Consider the following 24,099-nt stretch of genomic DNA (forward strand, 5'->3'; position numbering starts at 1 on the left):
TAACGCTTCTCTTATACCTTACGGTACGTTCGTTGAGTTTATATCGGGCAAGGATGATCTGCTTCACATTTCCGAGATCGGCTGGAAGCGTCTGGAGACCGTGGTCCTCGTCAAGATCGTAATGATTGCGGGCCTCGCAGGGAGTACAGAAACTAAGATAAGGTCTTATACATTAATATATAATCCCGGGTAGATTAAACGCTATCCGGGATTTTATTTTATAGGACGTTACCATCTCCTAAGAAGTTCTTATATCTCGTTCTCCCAACGAATTTAGTCTTTATACTCCGTCGAACGATGTATCAAATGACCTATTAAAACTTATAGGCTACACCTGCCGCCAAAGCAAATTGCTGGAAATCCTTCGTAAGCTGGTATTTCCCTTCGGCACTTACATAAAAAGACGAGGAAATCGGATATTCCACACCAGCTCCAATATTTCCCCCAAATTCATTAGTCATGAAATGAGTATAAGTGACTCCCAGCAAAGGATAAACCTGCCATGTGTTTTTTATCGGAAATAAATAATGTACATCCGCACTAACCACATAAGAGGTACTACTGGCAAAATAGCAATCGAAAGAAGGCGACAAACGAATATGATCCGTTGCGTTCCAATTGAACTCAGCACCTAAGCGAAACGACTCAAAACTACTTGCTGTGCCGTAACCCACATTTATCCCGACACTTTTCTCTCCTTGTTGGGCAAAAACACTCAATATTTGTGTACACAAGCCCACGCAACTCAACAAAGTCAAAAGTAAAATTCTTTTCATCCCATTCATTTTTTGACTGCAAAAGTATCCGATAAGGTTGGATTCGGGGCTAAAACACTGTTCGCTTTTTGTTCGCTTTTTGTTCGCAGAGTTGTATAAGGCTAAAGACCAGCGATTAATTCATCCAGTTCATTCGGGGTTCCATCCTCTCCCTTTATTTTTTTATAAAGCCGTTTACGGGATGAGGATACGGAGGGTTTGGAGCGACCCAAGATTTTTGCCATATCAGTTACCTTGACTGATATCTTTATCAAGTAACAAATCCGGAGTTCTATCAATGACATTCCCGAGTATAGCTGATATAGACGATTCGTAAAATTATTGTATGTCTTATCTAACTCCTTCCGTAAAGCATTCCAATCTTCTTCCCTGATTATCTGATCTGCCTCATTCGTGGAATGGAATTTCATATAGATATCCGAATGCCTTAAATCCGACTCTAACAAATCACGCTCGGTACGCCGCAACTGTATTTGTTCATTGGTCACTTGCAAAAGTTCTTTTCGCACATGAAGCAATGAATTTGTATCTTCATAGTCTTTAGATAGTAAGGTTCCCAATTCATTCAATTTCGCGTTATTCGCTTCTACATATTGAAAACTTCTCTCATATTGTTCTTGCTTTTCCCGCTGAAGCGCCTCAAACTGCCTAGCCAACCGCTCTTTCTGCCGTTTCAGTCTATATATAAACAATAAGGTTATCGAAAGCCCCAATCCGAACAAGGATAATATCCGGTAAATACGAATCTGCATCCGGTCATTCTCGCCCTTTAGCCGTAAATTCTCAGTTTCCCGCTTCTGATAATTATACAAAGAGGTCATTTTACGGATTTCCTCCGAATCGGTTATCTTGCGGATGGTATCTTGCACTTGCTGGCCAAGACGGACATAGCGAATAGCCTCCCGATAATTCAACCGACGCTCATACAAAAGCGACAAGTACTCATAAATAGCGTCTCTAACATGTAAGTTAGGACTATCCAGGCACTTTCTTAAATAGTAATCGGCAGAATCCAATTTATTGAGTTCTAAATAAGTATTCCCCAAAACCGAATAAGTAGGATACATATTCCGGTCTACGGAATCTTTTAATGATTCAGACAAACATTCCAAAGCTTTATCATACATTACCAATTCCCGGTAAAGATCACCCAGCTCAGTCAATATACCGGAATATCGATGTCTATTTCCTGTTTCATTCGCTATAATTGCCGCTTTTTGAAAATAGAGAAGCGCACTGTCATTCTTATCGACCATATCATATACTCGGGCAATATCTCTCAGCACAAGAGAAAAACTAGTACTATCTCCTTTCAGTAATTTATACTCAGCCGCTTTCTCATACATACGGATCGCCTCTTCATATACATTCTGATAATCATAAAGCATCCCCATCTGCGAATAGACATTGGACAATAATCGGTACTTTCTCGTATCCCCCGCCACATCCAATGCCTTTTGGAAATACTTCAACGCTTCCGGGGCATCATTCAAATCCCGGTAGACACGGCCCATATAGTAATAAGACTCTAGTAATTTGTCTCGATCGCCATATGTCTCATAGAAAGCGGTGATTCGTTTGATCAAAGAATCAGAAGTATGCCGGACATACATCTTATCATTGACCTTCAAGTCGAGCAAGTCATAATACATACGCTGTTCCTCATCAAAGGACGAAAGGCTATCCCGCAATCGATCCAACAAAGGGCGGGCTTCCTCCGGATTTGTATCCGCAAGGGATTCGATCCGTGACAGGGTAGCGGGGTAAGGCTTCCCCCGATGATCGCAAGCATAAAAAGCCGAGATCAAGACCGACATCAAGAGGATGTATATACGAGGCATTGGAAATCTGTTTTATCACTTAAACGCAACAAAGGTAAAAAATTAAAGTGTAATAGTTTCATTGATATTTATACAAACTTTTGAAAGCCAATACGCAAAGTACGCTACGACCGGATACTTACAGGTTTTGCTTTTTACTCTTAACAAAAAAACACCAGATTTGCTTTTTGCCCTTAACAAATCCATGTACTTTTTGCTATCTATCTTGAATAAATCGTATATTTGTCATTCATTCAATCAGCGTATGGATAGTCTATTTATTAAACAAGAACGATTACTGGCACAAACGAGTACCCATATCATAAGGGAACTCATGAACCAAATTCACTGGGATAATCCTCTGATCGCCATCAGAGGATCAAGGGGTGTCGGAAAAACAACACTCATGTTGCAATACATCAAACTGAATTTCCAGCCGGGAAGCAGGGAGGTACTTTATTGCACGCTCGACAGCATCTATTTCAGTAATCACACCCTATCTGAACTGATTGAGCGGTTCTATTTGCAAGGAGGAAAACAATTATTCCTTGATGAAGTACATAAATATCCCACTTGGAGTAAAGAGATAAAAGAGGCCTACGACCTGTATCCATCTCTACGAATTGTTTTTAGCGGTTCTTCCCTATTGAATATATTGAATGCGGATGCCGATCTTTCCAGACGTTGCCTACCATATAATATGTACGGACTTTCCTTCCGGGAATTTCTCATGTTCTATAAGCAAATTGATATACCTGTCTATTCCCTACAAACGATACTGGAAAATCCAGGAAACATTTGCCGGGAAATAAATGAGAAATGTCGCCCCGTACAAATGTTTAACGAATATCTCCACGAAGGGTATTACCCCTTTTTTACGGGTAACAGAGAAGATTATTATATTAATATCGAGAATGTGGTCAATCTCATTATTGAGCAGGAACTCCCGTTGCTGTGTGGCGTAGATCCTGCCTATACACGGAAGCTAAAGGCTTTGATGGGTATCTTAGCTACCTCTGTTCCTTATGAGCTGGACATCACGAAACTAGCGGGAATGATCGGACTTTCCCGAAACTCTGTCATCAATTACTTACAGAATTTGGACAAGGCGGAATTGCTCAAGTTATTGTACTCGGATTTACTATCTGTCAAAAAGATGCAAAAACCGGATAAGATTTACCTACAGAATCCCAACCTATTGTACGCCATAGCTTCCGCTCCCGTACAGATCGGGACGGCAAGGGAAACTTTTGTCGTCAACCAGTTATCCGTAAATCATAACGTGGAATATGGAAAAACAAAAGGTGACTTTATCGTAGACCATGCCTACACCTTCGAGGTAGGAGGAGCGGATAAAACATTCAAGCAAATAGCGGATCTCCCCGATTCCTTCATCTTGGCTGACAATATGGAGTTCGCCACCGGCAAGAAACTACCGCTGTGGATCGTGGGATTAACCTATTAAAAAAACACGTACGACTTTTTTTTTAGAAAAAAGCGGTATCCAGCTTGCCGCCGGATACCGCTTTTCATTTATCTTTACCGATCAAGGAATCAGCAACGAGGCTTGATCTGCTTGAAGAAGTCATTACCCTTGTTATCTACCAAGATAAATGCGGGGAAGTTCTCTACCTCGATCTTCCAGATCGCTTCCATACCCAATTCCGGATATTCCACGCACTCGATGCTCTTGATATTGTTCTGAGCCAGGATAGCCGCAGGGCCACCGATAGATCCTAGGTAGAAACCGCCGTGATTCTTACAAGCGTCCGTAACTTGCTGGCTACGGTTACCCTTCGCCAACATGATCATGCTACCGCCATGGCTCTGGAACAAGTCAACGTATGAGTCCATACGACCCGCGGTCGTCGGGCCCATAGAGCCACAAGCCATACCTGCCGGAGTCTTAGCCGGGCCCGCGTAATAAATAGGATGATCCTTGATGTATTGGGGAAGATCCTCGCCACGATCCAGACGCTCCTTCAACTTAGCGTGAGCGATATCACGGCCCACGATGATCGTTCCGTTCAATGACAAACGAGTAGATACTGGATATTTATCCAATTCCTTCAAGATATCCGCCATCGGTTGGTTCAAGTTGATCTTGACAGCGTCGCCCTCACCCGCTTGACGAAGTTCCTCCGGAATCAATTCGCCGGGATGGCTATCCAACTTCTCGATCCAGATACCTTCCTTATTGATCTTACATTTAATATTACGGTCCGCGGAGCAACTTACACCCAAACCTACCGGGCAAGAAGCGCCATGGCGAGGCAAACGGATGATGCGAACATCATGTGCCAGATATTTACCACCGAATTGAGCGCCCAAGCCAATATTCTGGGCGGCGGCCAATACCTCTTTCTCCAACTCCACGTCGCGGAAAGCACGGCCACCCTCGCTACCGGTCGTAGGCAAGCTATCATAGAAACGGGTAGAAGCCAACTTCACCGTCAATAAATTCTTCTCAGCGGAAGTACCGCCAATCACGATCGCTATATGATACGGAGGACAAGCGGCCGTACCCAATGTCTTGATCTTCTCTACGAGGAAGGGAACCAATGTACCCGGATTCAAGATCGCTTTTGTCTCTTGGTATAAATAAGTCTTATTGGCGGAACCACCTCCTTTTGTCACGCAAAGGAACTCATACTCCATGCCTTCCGTAGCCTCGATATCGATCTGGGCCGGCAAGTTACATTTCGTATTTACCTCATCGTACATATTCAGCGGAGCGTTCTGGGAGTAACGAAGGTTCTCTTCCGTGTAGGTCTTGTAAACACCTAAGGAAAGCGCTTCTTCATCACAGTAACCGGTCCAGACCTGCTGGCCCTTCTCGCCGTGGATAATAGCCGTACCGGTATCTTGGCAGAAAGGAAGTACGCCTTTAGCCGCTACCTCGGCGTTGCGAAGGAATGTCAAGGCCACGTACTTATCGTTGTCCGTAGCTTCCGGATCGCTTAGGATCTTTGCGACCTGCTCGTTGTGAGAACGGCGAAGCATGAATGATACGTCGCGGAAAGCGGCGTTAGCCATAGCGGTCAAACCTTCTTTAGCGACTTTCAAGATCGGTTTTCCTTCAAACTCAGAAACGGAAACATAATCTTTTGTAAGCAAATAATACTCTGTTGTGTCCGGTCCCTTTTGGAACATCGGCTCGTAGTGAAACGGAGGTGTTGCCATATCTTTAGAATTTAATTATATATTGGTTTTATTTAAGTTTGTCCGTACTTTTCGATTGGCAAACTTAGCGAAAAAACTTGATATATAGATCATGGGGTAAAGAAATATAGTTATATTTGCCCGATATGAAAAAGTTGACCTCTTTATACATTATATTCCTGCTAACGATGCTCGGTTTTCAAGGAAATCTGAAAGCGCAGGTTAGCCACGGAGGCCGCCCGCTTCCGCTATCGCTCATGCGAAGTACAAACGGACAGATGTTTAAAGAAATGCCTCCGTTCGACGTCCAAGAGGAGTTACGCATCGACTCGCTGAATGAGAGCGACCTAAGAAGCGGTTTCCGTTTTGCCTATAAATTCATAACGGATTACAATCGGTACAACTCGGGCGTAACTTTCACCGGGCCGGATGGGACACGTGTATGGAGACTCGGGATCTACTCGCCCGGGGCCCTTTCCATCAACGTGCTCTTCACGGAATATGAACTGCCCGAAGGCGCCCAGCTCTTCCTATATAATGAGGACCAGACACAGATATTAGGCTCGTTCAATCACCTAAACAACTCGGAGTTAAACCTATTGCCGGTCTCTCCTATCCAAGGGGATCGCCTGATCATAGAATATCAAGAACCGGCTAACGCCTCTTTTCAAGGAAGACTGACCGTCGGGGAAGTCAACCATGGCTACCGGAGCTTGCGGGGGTTAGAACCGGGAGACAACACCTCACTGATCGGTAAAATTCCACCGTTAGCTTGCTATCAAGATGGGACAAACGATTACGCCCAATGGGGGCAAAGCGTCGTTCTCCTGATCATAGACGGAAGCGTAGGGTGCACGGGCACCCTGATAAATAATACGGACAATGACGGAAAGCCTTATCTACTCACCGCCTCCCATTGCCTGAACAAGCAATTCACGATGAAAAACCCCGATTATGAGAAAATAGCCGGAAGTATCGTCTGCTTTTTCAACTTCAACAGCCCTTTCTGCGACCCGATCCTAAGGGGAACGGAAGAGATGTCTACCGCATCCACTTACTTCAAGGCGGTTAATGAAATGGCAGACATGGCCTTGTTGGAACTTACCGCCACACCTCCGGTTTATTACAGGCCTTATTACGCGGGCTGGAACGCACAAGAGGTAGGACCTGCCCCCTATACGTGCATCCAACATCCCCAATACTCGGTAAAGCGAATCAGTATATCCGATGAGGATCTGGCTCCCTTTACCTTGACAGATCCAAACATGATTTTTTACAAGAACGCTCATTGGCATGTCAAGACTTGGGAAGTAGGTTATACGGCCAGCGGTTCCTCCGGATCTCCTTTATTCAATGCCGACGGAGAGATTATCGGAGCGTTATCCGGCGGGCAGTCCAGCGAGAATAGCCCGAAGGATGATTACTTCTTCTCTTTGATGAAACCATGGGACGCAATCGATACCCCCGAGAGACAGCTCAAATATTGGCTGAACCCGTCCAATGACGAGACCAAGGTTTGTGAGGGACTTGATCCGTATAAATCAGCCCCTTGTTTCCGGTTGAGCAACATCTATGACTCCGGTAATCAAGAAAACGCCGAATGTACGCTCTATCCCGGGTCTGAAAAAGCGTATTTATTCGGGAACAACCCCGCCAATATCACTGAATATGCGGAAGCTTACCAAGTAGCCGAAGCGGGTACCTTATACGGAGCTTATTTCGTAACACCGCCTGCCGGAGCGAATTACAAACAGATGGAAGTGGAAGTTACCGTTTACAGCGGCGACTCTAAGCCCTCTACATTATTATATACGGAGACATTCCAACCCACCTATAGCAATAAATCGATATTGGACGATACGTTTATTGAGACCGCTAAATCCCTAAATCGGTCACAGGAAAGTTATATCCATTTCTCCAAGCCCGTGAACGTCAGCGGAAAGTTCTACATCGGCTATCAGCTCAAGAGCGTCCCGGAGAACACGTATTTCTCCGCTTACAATTTGCCCAAAGGCAAAACGACCCGGAATACGGCTTGGGTTCATGATAAAAACGGCTGGAGACAAGCTACCGAATATACGCAAGCAGGTTTTAGCACCTCCTTGTTTATCGATCCCGTCATTCAATACGGTAACCCCATCAGCAACGAAAAGCTCGAGGCGAACGAGCAGGTACTCATTCATCTCGGTCCGGAGAAAGGCATGGTACACCTTGTTTTGCCGGATGGAATGGAGAAAGCGACTTATACATTGCACTCGGCACAAGGAAAAGTGTCGGAAAACGGAGAGATCACGGACAGGCAAGCTACACTCCATTTCCTAAAATTAACATCTGGAGTCTACTTTCTAACCGTGCATTATGGCGAGGAGCATTATACACAAAAGATTATATTTTAATCAAAAAATATACAATAAGAGTTCTGGGAAACCATCCATTGAAAAGAATGGCAAGAGGTACACAGCCATATTTTTTCAATAATTCTACCCATATTTTATGTATAAAACAAGCCTAGGATTCATTAATAAGTATTAATTAAAAAGATTTTATCGCTTCTTTGCTATCCATAACAAAAAAATACTTTAGTTTTGCACGATAATGGCTAAGGGATAATTTGGAAGTGAATATATTAACATAGTAACATTTTAAACTTACATCAAGATTATGAACAAAAAGTTTTTATTGCCATTCTTCGTATTGGCAGCCATTTTAACTCTTTCTTCTTGTTCAAACAAGTTGAAACCGTTGGCAGAACAGTACATTAAAGCAGAGCCGCAGCCGCTAGAGGCTATCGGAGGCAAAGTTCCTGTAACGATCAATGCGACTTTCCCCGCTAAATGGTTCAACAAGAAAGCTGTTGTAACTGTAACTCCGGTATTGCGTTACCAGGGTGGCGAAGCTTGGGGCACTTCTTACACTTACCAAGGTGAGAAAGTAAAAGGTAACAACCAAGTAATCCCTCAAAAAGAAGGCGCTAACGTAACTATGAAGTCTTCTTTCACTTACAAACCCGAGATGAAAAAATCAGAATTGTATTTGACTTTCGACGCGAAGATCAAAAACAAGACTGTTAAATTGCCGGACGTAAAGATCGGTGAAGGCGTTATCGCTACTTCCGAATTGGCAGACGCAGCTACTGCTACAGCAGCTATCGCAGCTGATAAATTCCAACGTATTATCAAAGAGGCTCATGACGCTAACATCATGTTCTTGATCCAACAAGCTAACCTTCGCGCTCAAGAATTGAATTCTGACGCTATCAAAGAATGGAAAGATCTTGTTAAGAACGCTGACGAGGCTCCGAACCAGAATGTAGCTATCGAGATCAGCGCTTACGCTTCTCCTGATGGTGGTTTCAAATTGAACAACACGTTGGCTGAGAATCGTGAAGGTAACACTTCTAAATATTTGAACAAGGAATTGAAGAAGATGAAAGTTGACGCTCCGGTTGACGCTCGTTACACAGCTCAAGACTGGGAAGGCTTCAAGGAATTAGTTTCTGCTTCTAACTTGCAAGATAAAGACTTAGTATTGCGTGTGATCTCTATGTACCAAGATCCTGAGACAAGAGAGAAAGAAATCAAGAATATCTCCGCTGTTTACTCTGACTTGGCTGAGACTATCCTTCCGCAATTACGTCGTTCTCGTTTGACCGCTAACATCGAGATCATCGGTAAGTCTGACGACGAGATCAGCGCTTTGGCTAAGAGCAATCCTTCTGAGTTGAATATCGAGGAAATCCTTTACGCCGCTACATTGACTAACAACGACGGTGAGAAGATGGCTATCTATACAAAAGCTTCTGAATTGTATCCTAACTGCTACCGTACTTGGAACAACATCGGTATGATGGCATTCAAGGCTGGTGATTTGGCTAAGGCTGAGCAAATGTTTAACAAGTCTAACTCTGTTAAGAATAACGCTTCCGCTAACATGAACTTAGGTTTGATCGCATTAACGAAGGGTGACCAAGCTAAGGCTCAACAATTGTTCGGTAACGCTGCCGGCGTAAACGAATTGAGCGAGGCTCTTGGCGTTCTTTACTTAGAGCAAGGCGAATATGCTAAGGCTGTTAACTCTTTCGGTTCTGTTAAGACTAACAACGCTGCTTTGGCTCAGATCTTGGTTAAGGATTACAGCAAGGCTTCTCAGACTTTGAACGGTGTTGCTAAACCTGATGCTATCACCTCTTACTTGAAGGCTGTTGTTGCTGCTCGTACAAACGACGCTAACGGTGTAGTAAGCAACTTGAAGGCCGCTATCGCTGCTGACAAGAGCTTGGCTAAGGAAGCTGCTATCGACTTAGAGTTCGCTAAATATGCGACTAACTCTGACTTCTCAGCTTTAGTAAAATAATTAGAAAATATTCTTTCTAAATAAGAAAAAGACCTCATCCTTTTGGATGGGGTTTTTTTATATTCCACCCACTCAAGCCTATATTTCAGAATATTGCAACACTTCAAAATAAATATTGATTATCAATGACTTTTTTATAAAATAAATCCGTAGATTTGCAAAATTCAATAAAGTTGTTGTAAATATTAATCAAATAGGGTAAAGAAATTATGAGATCACAAATCTGGAAACAAATGGTGTGGGTATTTTGTCTGCTCTTCCTTATGGAATCATGCGTTAAGCATGACATTTATCAAGGAGAAGACCCCTCGGTATATCCTCAAGAACCTACCAAAGAAGAAGAAGATTACATAGCCCAGTTCGAGAATTTCGAGAACATACAGGTTAACATATCTTCTCAGCATGAAGGGACCCTATATTCTATTTATTATGAATATCCTTATGAGGAAGGCTCTTTAGTCAAAGATCCTTATTTAATTGGTAAAACTCCGATCCATATGGCTCTGGAAGTACCTACACACGTAAAGAAACTCTATATCCTAAGAGGGGATGGGGAACTTATTGAGAGCGATGTAAAGGATATCACGATCGGTAGCGGAACCAAAAGCAGTTTACGGGCTACAAATGCGATCAGTGATGAAGTCCTTCATCTGATCAATAACAAATACTTCCCGGAAAAGTCATACAATGTGAAAAGCGAAGATTTATATAGATGTTCTGATCTAAAAATCACGGAAACCGTTTTTACCAGTAGCTTTGAGAAAGCGGATATTTGGCTAACCTATATAAGCGACGGAGGAATGTCCAAAGGCAACAGTAATATGCATGGTAAAATTTGGTTCTATACATATCCCTCCGAGAAGATGGAGAACCTTACTTTAGATGACTGCACCTTCTATGGAAAAACTAATGGTGCTATCCAAGTCACTGACTTCAATACGATCAACCAAGGCGATAATTATATATTCTACTCCAAAGAAGAACAGCCAAAGGCCCAAGCAGGAGAATATACCCGAATACCCTTGGGAAGATTCGACAAGGGGCTCAACGTCGGCTTCGTATATCGAGGCACAGACCGTCCACAGTTCTCCACTCCGGCATTAAATGGGCCGGATAACAATAAAGTACCAGATAATGGGACATTCTCCCATAATTACGTAGGCCATACCTTAAAATATGGTAATTCCTCTTTCAAAATAGAGAAAAACGTAGCAAACGGCTTCATTCACCACATTCAAGAAGGTGATTTTGAAGGAAATGTACTGGGAATGGAAAATCGCTGCCCAAACTATAGGGCCTATGATGGAGACTACAACGATATGCTTTGTCTAATCGAAAGTAATCCCGTTGCCATCGAGCCGGCAGAGCCGGTAACCCCTCCCGTCATAGAATCGCAAACGAACAAGAAAGGATTCCTCTTGTTCGAAGATAATTATCCAAACCAAGGCGATTTCGATTTCAATGACGCTGTCATATATTATAGCATCACAGCATATACCGATAAGAGTACCGCAGATGTTTATGCCCAGTTACTGGCTAAAGGCTGTACATTCCACAACCAATTTGGATTTAAGGACGCCAATGGACTAACTCCCTTTTTCTCCGATGTCAATGGATATGTCAATGTGAGAAAATTCGACAAGGAACCGGAAAGTGGGATTACAAAGACATTAACATATAGTGCGACTCAGCTGATCATGCCTTACATTGATAACGGGAAGGGACCGGTAAGTAAAAACGTCAAGAATACGGATCTATACCCATATGTATTGGATATTCCTTATTCGGAAAATCAACCTTTCCGTTGGTGTATAGAGAATAAAAGCATCGACGAAGCTTATAATTTTGACCAAGATTACCGAAAGGCACATGGAGATTGGTATGAGACTCCTAAAGATGAATCGTTAGTGATACAATTTACCACTCCGGATGAAGAGAAGAAAGATCCGGAAAATAAAGAATGAAGGATACACACTCATTGAAGGATCTCTAAAATCCTAACATCATATAAAAAACGGCGGGCTTTTTAAAGGCCCGCCGTTTTTTGTATCTATTAATAGAAGAATATATTATCTACCTTGGCGCTTACGCTCTGTCTCATCCAAGATGATCTTACGCATACGCATATTATTCGGGGTGATCTCTACGTACTCATCGCCCTTGATGTACTCAAGCGCATCCTCTAGGCTGAATACGATAGGAGGAGCCAAGGAAACTTTGTCGTCCGAACCAGAGGCACGCATATTCGTCAACTTCTTGGATTTGGTAACATTTACCACCAAGTCATTGTCCTTGGTATGCTCACCAACCACCTGTCCAGCGTAAACCTCCTCGCCCGGGGCGATGAAGAAACGTCCGCGGGATTGCAAGTTATTCAGGGCATAAGCGAAAGCCTGACCTGTCTCCATAGCGATAATCGAACCATTCATACGTCGTTCGATATCACCCTTCCACGGTTGATATTCCAAGAAACGGTGTGCCATGATAGCCTCACCGGCAGAGGCGGTCAATACGGCGTTGTTCAAACCGATAATACCACGGGAAGGAATCGTGAATTCTAAGTGCATACGACCATTCTTGCTTTCCATCATGGTCATCTCGCCCTTACGCTTCGTTACCATATCGATAATACGGCTAGAGCATTCCTCCGGAAGATTCACCGTCAATTGCTCTACCGGCTCACATTTCTCACCATCGATCTCCTTGATGATAACCTGAGGCTGACCTACCTGCAACTCGTATCCCTCACGACGCATCGTCTCGATCAATACAGACAAGTGAAGCACGCCACGGCCATATACCAACCAAGAATCAGCGGAATCAGTAGGAACTACGCGTAAAGCCAAGTTCTTATCCAATTCTTTCTGCAAACGGTCAAAAATATGACGGGAAGTAACAAACTTACCATCCTTACCAAAGAACGGAGAATTGTTGATCGTGAAAAGCATAGACATCGTAGGCTCGTCGATAGCGATCGTTGGCAATGGCTCCGGCTCGTTCACGTCGGCGATAGTCTCACCGATCTCGAAACCATCGATACCGATAATAGCGCAAATATCCCCGGACTGCACGGAATCAACTTTCGTACGTCCCAAGCCCTCGAATACATCCACTTCCTTGATCCTCGATTTCACCATACTACCATCACGCTTACAAAGCATGACATCTTGGCCCTCTTTCAACTCGCCACGGTGTACACGTCCTACGGCGATACGACCTACATACTTAGAATAATCCAAAGAAGTAATCAACATCTGCGGAGTACCCTCCAACATCTTTGGTTCGGGGATATACTTGATGATCGCATCAAGCACAGCCGCGATATCCTCTTTCGGCTCCTTCCAATCCTCGGACATCCAGCCCTGCTTGGCGGAACCATAAATAGTAGGGAAGTCAAGCTGCTCCTCGGTAGCATCCAGACTAAACATCAAGTCGAATACCATTTCCTGCACTTCCGACGGGCGGCAATTCGGCTTATCCACCTTATTAATTACCACGATCGGCTTCAAACCCAGTTGAATCGCTTTTTGCAAAACAAAACGAGTCTGCGGCATAGGCCCCTCAAAGGCGTCTACCAATAGCAAACAACCATCCGCCATATTCAAGACACGCTCCACCTCGCCACCAAAGTCGGCGTGGCCCGGAGTGTCAATAATATTGATCTTATATCCCTTATAATTGATAGACACGTTCTTGGCAAGAATCGTGATACCTCGTTCCCGTTCCAGATCATTGTTATCCATGAACTGATCCGGTTCTGCCTGTCCTTCACGGAAAAGCTTACCGGCTAATAACATCTTATCCACGAGCGTCGTTTTGCCGTGGTCTACGTGCGCGATAATCGCAATGTTTCTGATCTTTTGCATTGAAGACTAATTTATTGGCTGCAAAAATACGATATTTTTACGATATATATATGACATTCATGCTTCAAAACACAAAAAAGATAGCAGAATCTATTGCAAATCAAAAAGGAATGCCTACCTTTGCGACCGCTTAGATAACATAGTATTAATTTATTAAAGTAAAAAGAATCATGTATTTAGATTCAGCAAAGAAACAAGAATTATTTGAAAAGTATGGCAAATCAGCTACTAACACAGGTTCTGCTGAGAGCCAAATCGCATTGTTCACATTCCGTATCTCTCACTTGACAGAGCACTTGAAAGTGAATCACAAAGATTACGCTACGGAAAGATCATTGAAGATGTTGGTAGGTAAACGTCGTCGTTTATTGGACTATCTGATCAAGACTGACATCGAGAGATACCGCGCTATCATCAAAGAACTTGGTATCAGAAAGTAAGAAAAAGCTTACTCGAAAATATTAAAAAGGGCAATCCCAAATGGGTATTGCCCTTTTTATTTGTCTTAATCCTAGATATAATAAAATATTAATGTAAATTTGCGCCGTTTAGTATCAAATTATCAAACATTACAGGACTATAAATAACAAATCATACACATGGGAAACAACAAAATTATAGGCGCGAAAATTAAAAATATCCGGGAATCGAAACAACTCTCTATCGAGGAGGTAGCCGAACGCTCCGGGTTAGGTATCGAACAGATCGAACGTATCGAGGGTAACTTGGATTTTCCATCTTTGGCCCCTCTTATCAAAATAGCACGGGTATTAGGGGTACGTTTGGGTACATTCTTGGATGACCAAGCGGAGCTAGGCCCGGTCGTATGCCGCAAAAAGGACAGCGAGGCCGATGGTATCGGGTTCACGAACAACGCGACACAAGGGCACAAGCATATGGATTACCACTCGCTCTCGCAAGATAAGTCCGGCCGCCATATGGAACCCTTCTTGATCGAGATCGCTCCCTCCGAGGAAGGCGAGGATTTCATCCTGTCCACGCATGAGGGAGAGGAGTTTATCTACGTATTGAATGGCGTCGTAGAGATCAATTACGGAAAGAACACCTATATCCTAGAGGAAGGCGATAGCATCTATTATGATTCCATCGTGGCGCATCATGTACATGCGGCAGCCGACAACAAGGCCCGAATCCTAGGAGTTGTCTATACACCTTATTAAATCCAGCGTTTTATGGAATTACATAACAGAACCCTTGGCCAATGGCTGGAACATTGGGCCGAGACTACACCGGACAAGGAATATATCGTTTATTCGGACCGTGACTTACGTTTCACTTGGAGCGAATTCAACAAGCGTGTGGACGACATGGCGAAAGGCATGCTGGCGATCGGTATCACTCATGGCACACATGTCGGCGTATGGGCGACAAACGTACCGGATTGGCTGACTTTCTTATATGCCGGAGCCAAGATCGGTGCCGTACTGGTCACGATCAACACCAACTATAAACAAAGCGAACTGGAATATCTGGTTGAGAACGCCGATATCCATACGATGTGTATCACAGACGGCGTGTTTGATGGAAGTTACGTGGACATGGTCTATACCATGTTGCCGGAATTGAAGACCTCTCAACGGGGGTATTTGAAAAGCAAGCGTTTCCCACGCTTGAGAAATGTAGTATATATCGGACAGGAGAAATACAGGGGTATGTACAATACGCCCGAGATGTTGCTCCTCGGACAAAATATCAAGGATGAGACGTTAGAGGCTGCCAAAGCGAGAGTAAATTGCCACGACGTTGTCAATATGCAATATACTTCCGGTACGACCGGCTTCCCGAAAGGGGTCATGTTGACTCACTACAACATCGCCAACAACGGTTTCTTGACGGGTGAGCATATGAAATTCACCGCCGACGATAAGCTTTGTTGCTGCGTACCTCTCTTTCATTGCTTTGGTGTGGTATTAGCTTCCATGAACGTATTGACGCATGGATGTACGCAAGTGATGGTCGAGAAATTCGATCCGCTATTGGTATTAGCTTCTATACATAAAGAGCGTTGCACGGCCGTGTACGGCGTGCCTACCATGTTCATTGCCGAGCTGAACCACCCGATGTTCGAGATGTTCGACCTCACGTCGTTACGTACCGGTATTATGGCAGGTTCTCTTTGCCCGGTTGAACTCATGAAAACCGTGGACGAGAAGATGCATATGCGTGTAACCAGCGTGTATGGATTGACAGAGACCTCACCGGGTATGACCCACTCCCGTATCGAAGATCCGGCCGAGGTGCGTTATAATACCGTAGGCCATGAGTTCGAATTTACCGAGGTACGGGTTATCGATCCGGAGACTGGCGAGGAATGCCCCGTCGGTGTACAGGGCGAGATGTGTAACCGCGGTTATAATAACATGAAAGGTTACTATAAAAACGAAGCCGCCACCAATGAGGCGATCGACAAGGATGGCTTCCTGCATTCCGGCGACTTAGGCGTGAAAGACGAGAACGGCAACTATCGGATCACCGGCCGTATCAAGGACATGATTATCCGCGGGGGCGAGAATATCTATCCCCGTGAGCTGGAGGAGTTCCTCTATCATTTCCCCGGCGTGAAAGACGTGCAAGTAGCTGCTGTTCCTTCCAAGAAATATGGAGAGGAAGTGGGTGCCTTTATCATCCTTCACGATGGTGTGACGGCTACGGAGGAAGAGGTGAAAGACTTCTGCCGCGGAAAGATCGCCCGGCATAAGATCCCGAAATACATCTTCTTCGTCGATACCTTCCCGATGACCGGAAGCGGAAAGATACAGAAGTTCAAGTTGAAAGACCTCGGGCTGAAACTATTGCAAGAGCAAGGTATCACGCCGGCCTAACGATTTAGTGGACAGTTAACAGTTACTTTAAAATCCTCATAATGGGCGGCACGATCTTCCCGTGTCGCCCATTTTCCTAAAGAACGATGGACGGGATCAACACACTGCGTTACTCGGATTTATTTTTAGCGATGTATTTCGATGGCGGAAAGAGCTGCCTGCACCGGAATCATTCGCATGTGTTGGTGTATGTATACTCCGGAGAGATGGTAATCGACGAGAAAGGCCAAATCACCCGGTTACATAAAGGAGAATGCGCTTTCATCCGCAAGGACTTCAGCGTACAGATGACGAAACAAGCATGGAATGGCGAGCAGTTCAAGGCGATCTTCTTGATGTTCACCATGAAGTTCCTACGCGACTTTTACAGCAAATTAGATCGAAATACTCTCCCTAAAGACGCCAAGCGAGATCAGGTAAGCCTTTACAAGCTACCGTCCAACCGTCCCGATATCGTAAGCTTGTTTGAGTCGATGACCCCTTATTTCAATTCCAAGATCCAACCGACAGACGAATTGCTTCAACTAAAAATGGTCGAGGGCGTCTATGTGTTGCTCAATACCGACAAGAATCTATATGCCTCTATCTTCGATTTTACCGATCCATGGAAGATAGACATACTGGAATTTATGGAGCGGAATTATATGAACGATATTTCCATGGAAGAAATCGCCAACTATACGGGACGCAGTCTCTCCACATTTAAACGTGATTTCAAGAAATGTAGCGCTCTCTCGCCCCGGGAATGGCTCATCCGACGCCGCCTTGAAGCCGCACATGGGCTGATACGTAAGGGGGGACGTAAGGTCTCGGAGATTTGTTTCGAGGTAGGCTTCAAGAACCTTTCCCATTTCTCGAAAATCTATAAGATAGCGTATGGCGTACCGCCAACCGAGGATATATAATATTTATAATGGCCCACACAACAAAGCTATTTGAACCACATAACAAAGCCTCTATACCACTCCCTCCTTATCTTCGCGACATAAATAATAACAAAATGTAAATCAAATGATCATGACAAAGACAACGGAAGAGAAAGTAGCTTTAGTAACCGGTTCAGCGATGGGTATCGGACTCGCTTGCGCTGAAGCCTTCGCCAAGGCTGGATACATAACCGTATTGGCAGACATCCGTGAGCCGGGAGAACAGGTAGAGAAATTAGTAGCCGAGGGACATAAGGCCGTAGCGTATCGGTGCGACGTGTCAAACACGCAAGCCGTAAAAGAGATGATCGACTGGACCGTAGCTACCTACGGAAGACTGGATGCGGCTCTTAACAACGCAGGCATACAAACACCGCAACGCCCAATGGCGGAAATCACCGACGATGAATTCGACCGTACCGTGGCTGTCGATTTGAAAGGTGTCTGGAACTGCATGCGTTATGAGATCCTGCAAATGCTGAAACAAGGCGGCGGCACCATCGTCAACACCTCATCGCAAGGTGGAGTCACGGGATTTCCGGGGCAAGCGGTCTACATAGCCTGTAAGCATGCCGTTATCGGACTGACACGTACCGCCGCTATCGACTATGCGGCAAAGAACATCCGCATCAATGCCGTATGTCCGGGCGTTATCCGTACGCCGATGGCGGAAGACTTAATGCGGCGTGACCCTTCCTTGGAGAAGGAGCTGGTGCGCGACATTCCCGCAGGGCGGCTCGGCAAACCGGAAGAGATCGCCAACGCCGTACTTTGGCTATGCAGCCCGCAAGCGAGCTTCGTCGATGGCCATGCGCTATTGGTAGATGGAGCCTTCAGTATTCATTAAAGCGCAAAACTACAGAGAGCCCAATACTGCAACGGCGTTGCAGTGTTACTGCAATGCAGGTTGCAGTAATGCTGCATGGCTGTTGCAGAACTGCTGCATGGCAGGTTGCAGTAACGAACCCACCGTACCTCTCAGCAAGCCTCTGCCCTAGATGGAAATTCATAGATAAAGAACACCTACTATCAACGCTTTTTCGTACCTTCGCGTCTCAACCATTTATAGTATTAATTTATGTCACAATTATTTCCAACTAATCTGCCTTATAAAGTGGCAGATATGAGTTTGGCTGAATTCGGTCGCAAAGAGATCGAGATCGCCGAACACGAAATGCCGGGATTAATGGCGCTACGCCAGAAATACGCCGATCAGAAACCCTTGAAAGGCGCACGTATCACCGGCTCACTGCATATGACTATTCAGACGGCAGTGTTAATCGAAACATTAGTTGCGTTGGGAGCGGACGTTCGCTGGGCTAGCTGTAACATCTTCTCCACACAGGACCATGCGGCGGCGGCTATCGCAGCGGACGGCGTACCGGTATTCGCTTGGAAAGGCGAGACGCTGGAGGAGTATTGGTGGTGTACGGACATGGCGCTTCGTTTCCCGGAAGGCAAAGGTCCTCACATGATTGTTGACGATGGCGGTGACGCTTCCTTATTGATTCACATGGGCTATCGTGCGGAGAACGATGCGGAGACCATCAACCGCAAAGGCGGGAATCATGAGGAACAGGTTATTCTAGATACATTAAATCGTATCCTTCAAGAAGATAACAGCCGTTGGCACCGTACGGTAGCCGAGATGAAAGGTGTGTCGGAAGAGACGACCACCGGCGTTCACCGTCTGTATCAGATGATGGAGAAAGGTGAGTTGCTGGTTCCGGCTATCAATGTTAATGACTCCGTGACGAAATCCAAGTTCGATAACCTATACGGTTGCCGTGAGTCTTTGGCGGACGGCATCAAACGGGCTACGGACGTAATGATCGCCGGCAAGGTAGTAGTCGTGGCCGGATACGGTGACGTAGGTAAAGGCTGCTCTCACTCCATGCGCTCTTACGGGGCTCGCGTACTCGTGACCGAGATCGATCCGATCTGCGCCCTGCAAGCCGCTATGGAAGGTTTCGAGGTTACGACCATGGAAGAGGCCGTGAAAGAGGGTAACATCTTCGTTACAACCACCGGAAACTGCGATATCATCACGATCGAGCATATGACACAGATGAAAGATCAAGCGATCGTATGTAACATCGGTCACTTCGACAACGAGATACAGGTGGATAAGCTTGTCAACTATCCGAATATCAAGCACACGAATATCAAGCCTCAAGTAGACAAATATACGTTCCCGAACGGAAACTCCATCTTCTTATTGGCAGAGGGACGCTTGGTAAACTTAGGTTGCGCTACGGGACACCCGTCATTCGTAATGAGTAACTCGTTCACGAACCAAGTGCTTGCCCAAATGGACTTATGGCAAATGGCTTATGAGGTAGGTGTATACCGCTTACCGAAACGCTTGGATGAGGAAGTTGCCCGCCTACACTTGGAACGTATCGGCGTGAAATTATCTACATTATCACAAAAGCAAGCTGATTATATCGGCGTACCGGTAGAAGGACCGTACAAGGCTGATCATTACAGATACTAATTAATTGAAGATTGAAAGTTGAGAATTGATAATGAAGGGAGGGCAGCTCCTGTAGTTCTCGATTCTTAATTTTCAATTTTCAATTCTTAAATTTCAATTACCATGCGTTTCGCTATTCTCTCCCCTATTTATCCCTATCGTGGCGGTATCGCCCAATTCAGCGGGATGCTCTATACGGAATTAGTAAAGGAAGGCCATGAAGTGAAAGCTTTCAACTTCAAACGCCTCTATCCGGATATCTTATTTCCCGGCAAGACCCAATATGTAGAAGAAGGAGACCGTGCGATCAAGATCGAGAGCGTGCGAGTATTAGATAGCATCAACCCGGTTAGTTATTTCAGCACCGTAAACGCCATTCGCACTTATGCGCCAGACGTACTGATTATCTCTTACTGGATGTCTTTTTTCGTTCCCGGATACGCCCACGTAGCGAACCGGATGAAAAAGCATTGTAAGGTAATCGCGCTTATCCACAATGCGATTCCCCATGAGCCACGCTTCTTTGATAAACCTTTAGCTTCGTTACTTTTCAGGCAGTGCCATGGCTTTATCGTAATGAGCGATAACGTGCGGCATGATTTGTGGAAACTCTATCCGGGCGCTAAATATATCCAGAACCCACACCCGCTTTACAATCATTTCGGAAATAAGATCGAAAGAGACGAGGCGTGCCGGAAACTAAGTATCAGTCCGTCCCAAAAGAACCTCTTATTCTTTGGATTGATACGGGACTATAAAGGGTTAGACCTGCTGATAGAAGCGATGGGACAGCTTAACGAGGATTACCATCTCATTATAGCCGGCGAATGTTACGGTAGTTTCGAGAAGTATCAGGCTCTGATCGACGCATCTCCGGCAAAAGAACGTATATTCATCCACTGTGAATATATCAGCGACGAGGAAATCCCCATTTATTTCTCAGCGGCGGATGCCTTGGTACTCCCCTATCGCTCCGCCACTCAAAGCGGTGTCGTATCCGTAGCCTACAATTACGATTTACCTATGTTAAGTACTCCCGTAGGCGATTTCAAGAACAGCATCGAAAAGCCGGGTACAGGCATCGTAGTGCCTGAGATATCCGCGACGGCCCTCGCCCAAGGTATCGAGGAACTTTTCACCCCCTCACAGCAAGCCACCATCCCTGCGAACATATCCAAAGAAAAAGCAGCCCTCTCGTGGGAAACCCTAACGAGAAAACTGCTCGATTTTATCAATAGCGGTTTCATCTAGTTGTAGAGACGGGGCGTGCCCCGTCTCATCCTAGCAAAACAGTAACTTAAAATACGATCAGACAGTAGAAAGACGGGGCACGCCCCGTCTCTACAACCAACCGGAATTTATATCTCTTTTTGCTTTCTAGCTTTCCAAATCGAATATCCTACCGCACCAATCAATAACAACAAGATAATCAACGAACTGAAAGAAGTAATATAAGCCGCCGTAATATAACCTTGCGGTCTAAACTCAAATACGATCTGATGCTCTCCCGCAGGAACTAACATAGCCCTTAATATCCAATCCGCCCGGAAATGCGGAGCGGGCTTCCCATCAATCGTAGCTTCCCATCCCGGTTGATAATAGATCTCAGAGAATACCGCTAATTGCTCAGAATTCGTCTTCGTCGTATAAACTAACTTATTAGGGCGATAACTATCCAATGTTATCGTAGCGGTAGAGTCCAATTGAGGCGTGAAACCTTTCACCTCATTGGCGAAACGTTTATCGACAACCGCCGTCGTTAACGGATTAATCGTATTCAACGCCGCTATTTCCGCATCCGCATTCTCCACGACCTCCACTTTATCCACAAACCAAGCGTTGCCGAAAGCAAACGGATTCCTCAAAGGCGGTTGCTCCGGATTATAGATAATATAACGTGTATTGAGCATATTCAAGGACGGGCAAGCAGCGAACGCCCCCATCAAATCCTCTGCGGTCTGCGCTTTCTGGAAAGCCCCGATAACCGAGTTAAGCTCTCCTTGCAGACGGTGGTCGATCAATTCTTGGTACCGTCTCAGCTTCGCAGCGTAATAACCACCGACGGAATGGTGATAGTACGAGGTCGTTGTCTCCAAGAAAGGATTATTCAAATTCAAGACACGATAAGAAAGGTCCTTATCCTTCATGATTTCTTGATCGGCTACCGTCTCTTTATATACCTCTGTAGGTTTCTGACGGATAAAGTTACTATCGTTCAAATACCGTTTATCCACCGTCCATAAGTCAACCAACATCAAGACCGCAACACCGATCCCTACGAATGTCGCCACCTTTTTCCGATCTTTCGAAGTATAGAACCAGAACAACAAAGCCGCCCCTAATAAGATAAAGACCAAAGAGCGCAACGCATCCGCCGAAGCCAAGGAAGCACGATCCATTAACAAGGCGTTGTAATACCAATCCGGCAACTGATATTGAGCGTCGAAAGAAGAACGGAAATCCAACAGCATACTCGGCATCAACCAAAGGATTAAAGAAAGCCCCCCCGTGATAGCCAAAGCAACGATCAATCCTCTCTTCAACAAGGCATCGCTCACGGTCTCCGATAGCACCTCTTTCAATCCCCATATAGCGATAATAGGAAATACCATACCCGGAATAACCAATGCCATCTCTACGGTACGGAACTTATTATACATCGGCAAGTAATGGAACATAAAGTCATTGAAGCTATCAAAATTACGTCCCAATGCCAGCAATATCAAAAAGACAGAACCTCCGAATAACCACCATTTCATCGGATTCCGGATCACGAACATTCCCAGAACAAACAAGAAGCAGACCAATGCCCCGAAATAAACCGGCCCGGAAGTAAATGTCTTCTCTCCCCAATAGGTAGGAGCCTGTACCTCTTTTCCGACTTGAGCGCCTTTCGCCCTTAATTCCTTATATAACTCAGAATCCGGGCCTAGCATTCCACCCGAACTTCCACCATAGGCATTCGGAACCAACAAGGTCAACAACTCCCCTTTTCCATAGCTCCAAGCGAACGCATAATCCTTGTCCAAGCCGGAAGAGATCTTCTCGCCCGAAGGGGTCGTTGTCGTTAATTCCGTAGCCCCACGGATAGAGTTCTGTCCCAAATCCCATTGAGCATACATATTCTGGGCATTCGGCAACACCGCCAATATCACGCATCCAGCCATAATAGCGGTTACCGTACCCAGTTCTTTATAAGCTTTTTCCTTCAGTTTATTGAACAAATATCCCAAATAAACGAAGAAGCAAAGTAATAATAAATAATAAGTGATTTGCAGGTGCGTATTCGCGATAGAGAAAGCGACACCCAACAAGAACACGACCGCCCCCCATAAATACTTACGCTTGAACAACAGGGCCATACCCGCCAACGTTAATGGCATATAAGCGATTACATACGCTTTCGTGACATGGCCGGCCTCTATAATGATCAGATTATAAGACGCTAAAGCGAAAGCGATAGCACCAGCGATCGCCAACCACCAATTTACGCCCATGACACACATCAAGATATAGAAACAAACGAATCCGGTAAACACCATCCCCGCATCCATATACCCCAGCGCTTTTAAAGGCTTCTCCACTAAAAGATATCCGGGAAATCGTGGAGCCGGATTTCCATATCCCGACACATAAGGCATTCCGCCAAACATGGCATCGGACCATGCGCTGAATTCTCCCGGTTGGGCCGTCTTCTCATATTCATCCATCTGGCTATTCCCCATACCGATAGCCTTTTCCGTATCCCCTTGCCGGACTACCTTACCCTCAAATACGGCCGGAGAAAAATAAATCACTGTCAATACCAAGAATACGGCTATCGCTGCGATATGTTTTCCCCATTTACTCATTATACTCCGCATAAAACTTATCTATA

General features: G+C 45.1%; 16 protein-coding genes. 11 read left to right on the forward strand and 5 right to left on the reverse strand.

Annotated features, from left to right (window positions below; all coding sequences use genetic code 11):
* Positions 1-314: 314 nt before the first annotated feature.
* A complete protein-coding gene (locus QVP94_RS07360) occupies positions 315-776 on the reverse strand; it encodes an outer membrane beta-barrel protein (RefSeq protein ID WP_005860816.1) in 462 nt (153 codons plus the stop codon).
* A 101-nt stretch (positions 777-877) separates the two neighbouring features.
* Positions 878-2,617 (reverse strand): tetratricopeptide repeat protein, encoded by a 1,740-nt coding sequence (locus QVP94_RS07365; RefSeq protein ID WP_022192279.1) that lies wholly within the window; start codon positions 2,615-2,617, stop codon positions 878-880.
* A gap of 244 nt (positions 2,618-2,861) precedes the next feature.
* Here QVP94_RS07365 and QVP94_RS07370 point away from each other — a divergent pair, with 244 nt between their 5' ends.
* On the forward strand, positions 2,862-4,061 hold the full coding sequence (locus QVP94_RS07370; RefSeq protein ID WP_029257263.1) for an ATP-binding protein: 1,200 nt from the start codon (positions 2,862-2,864) through the stop codon (positions 4,059-4,061).
* A gap of 89 nt (positions 4,062-4,150) precedes the next feature.
* Here QVP94_RS07370 and QVP94_RS07375 read toward each other — a convergent pair whose 3' ends face one another.
* Positions 4,151-5,779 carry a fumarate hydratase gene (locus QVP94_RS07375; RefSeq protein WP_005860810.1) on the reverse strand — a complete coding sequence of 543 codons (1,629 nt, stop codon included), beginning with the start codon at positions 5,777-5,779 and terminating at the stop codon, positions 4,151-4,153.
* 125 nt (positions 5,780-5,904) lie between these two features.
* Between QVP94_RS07375 and QVP94_RS07380 the strand changes: the two genes are divergently transcribed.
* From QVP94_RS07380 to QVP94_RS07390, 3 genes are all read left to right on the forward strand, one after another.
* Entirely contained in the window at positions 5,905-8,154 is a 2,250-nt protein-coding gene (locus QVP94_RS07380; protein WP_022192280.1) for a trypsin-like peptidase domain-containing protein, read from the forward strand.
* Positions 8,155-8,419: 265 nt separating this feature from the next.
* Positions 8,420-10,111 carry a tetratricopeptide repeat protein gene (locus QVP94_RS07385; protein ID WP_022192281.1) on the forward strand — a complete coding sequence of 564 codons (1,692 nt, stop codon included), beginning with the start codon at positions 8,420-8,422 and terminating at the stop codon, positions 10,109-10,111.
* A 209-nt stretch (positions 10,112-10,320) separates the two neighbouring features.
* A complete protein-coding gene (locus tag QVP94_RS07390) occupies positions 10,321-12,075 on the forward strand; it encodes an LruC domain-containing protein (RefSeq protein WP_005860804.1) in 1,755 nt (584 codons plus the stop codon).
* A 105-nt stretch (positions 12,076-12,180) separates the two neighbouring features.
* Here QVP94_RS07390 and typA read toward each other — a convergent pair whose 3' ends face one another.
* Complete coding sequence (gene typA / locus QVP94_RS07395; protein WP_005860802.1) at positions 12,181-13,977, reverse strand: translational GTPase TypA; 1,797 nt, start codon at positions 13,975-13,977, stop codon at positions 12,181-12,183.
* Positions 13,978-14,147: 170 nt separating this feature from the next.
* On the opposite strand from typA, the gene rpsO reads away from it, so the two are divergent.
* The 7 genes from rpsO (at position 14,148) to QVP94_RS07430 (ending at position 21,473) form a co-directional block, all read left to right on the forward strand.
* Complete coding sequence (gene rpsO, locus QVP94_RS07400) at positions 14,148-14,417, forward strand: 30S ribosomal protein S15 (protein ID WP_005860800.1); 270 nt, start codon at positions 14,148-14,150, stop codon at positions 14,415-14,417.
* A 159-nt stretch (positions 14,418-14,576) separates the two neighbouring features.
* A complete protein-coding gene (locus QVP94_RS07405; protein WP_005860798.1) occupies positions 14,577-15,158 on the forward strand; it encodes a helix-turn-helix domain-containing protein in 582 nt (193 codons plus the stop codon).
* 12 nt (positions 15,159-15,170) lie between these two features.
* Positions 15,171-16,820: an AMP-binding protein gene (locus QVP94_RS07410; RefSeq protein ID WP_005860796.1), complete on the forward strand. Its 1,650-nt coding sequence runs from the start codon at positions 15,171-15,173 to the stop codon at positions 16,818-16,820.
* Between the two features lie 86 nt (positions 16,821-16,906).
* Positions 16,907-17,725, forward strand: coding sequence for a helix-turn-helix domain-containing protein (locus QVP94_RS07415; protein ID WP_005860794.1), 819 nt, complete (start codon positions 16,907-16,909; stop codon positions 17,723-17,725).
* Between the two features lie 112 nt (positions 17,726-17,837).
* Positions 17,838-18,593 (forward strand): glucose 1-dehydrogenase, encoded by a 756-nt coding sequence (locus QVP94_RS07420; protein WP_022192282.1) that lies wholly within the window; start codon positions 17,838-17,840, stop codon positions 18,591-18,593.
* Between the two features lie 231 nt (positions 18,594-18,824).
* Entirely contained in the window at positions 18,825-20,243 is a 1,419-nt protein-coding gene (ahcY, locus tag QVP94_RS07425; RefSeq protein WP_008774364.1) for an adenosylhomocysteinase, read from the forward strand.
* 102 nt (positions 20,244-20,345) lie between these two features.
* The gene (locus QVP94_RS07430; protein ID WP_022192284.1) at positions 20,346-21,473 is read left to right on the forward strand and encodes a glycosyltransferase; all 1,128 of its coding nucleotides are present in this window, start codon (positions 20,346-20,348) and stop codon (positions 21,471-21,473) included.
* 107 nt (positions 21,474-21,580) lie between these two features.
* Here QVP94_RS07430 and QVP94_RS07435 read toward each other — a convergent pair whose 3' ends face one another.
* A complete protein-coding gene (locus QVP94_RS07435; RefSeq protein ID WP_022192285.1) occupies positions 21,581-24,085 on the reverse strand; it encodes a YfhO family protein in 2,505 nt (834 codons plus the stop codon).
* Positions 24,086-24,099 lie beyond the last annotated feature (14 nt).

It is taken from the genome of Parabacteroides sp. CAG:2 (assembly GCF_000436315.1).
Taxonomy (GTDB): domain Bacteria; phylum Bacteroidota; class Bacteroidia; order Bacteroidales; family Tannerellaceae; genus Parabacteroides; species Parabacteroides distasonis.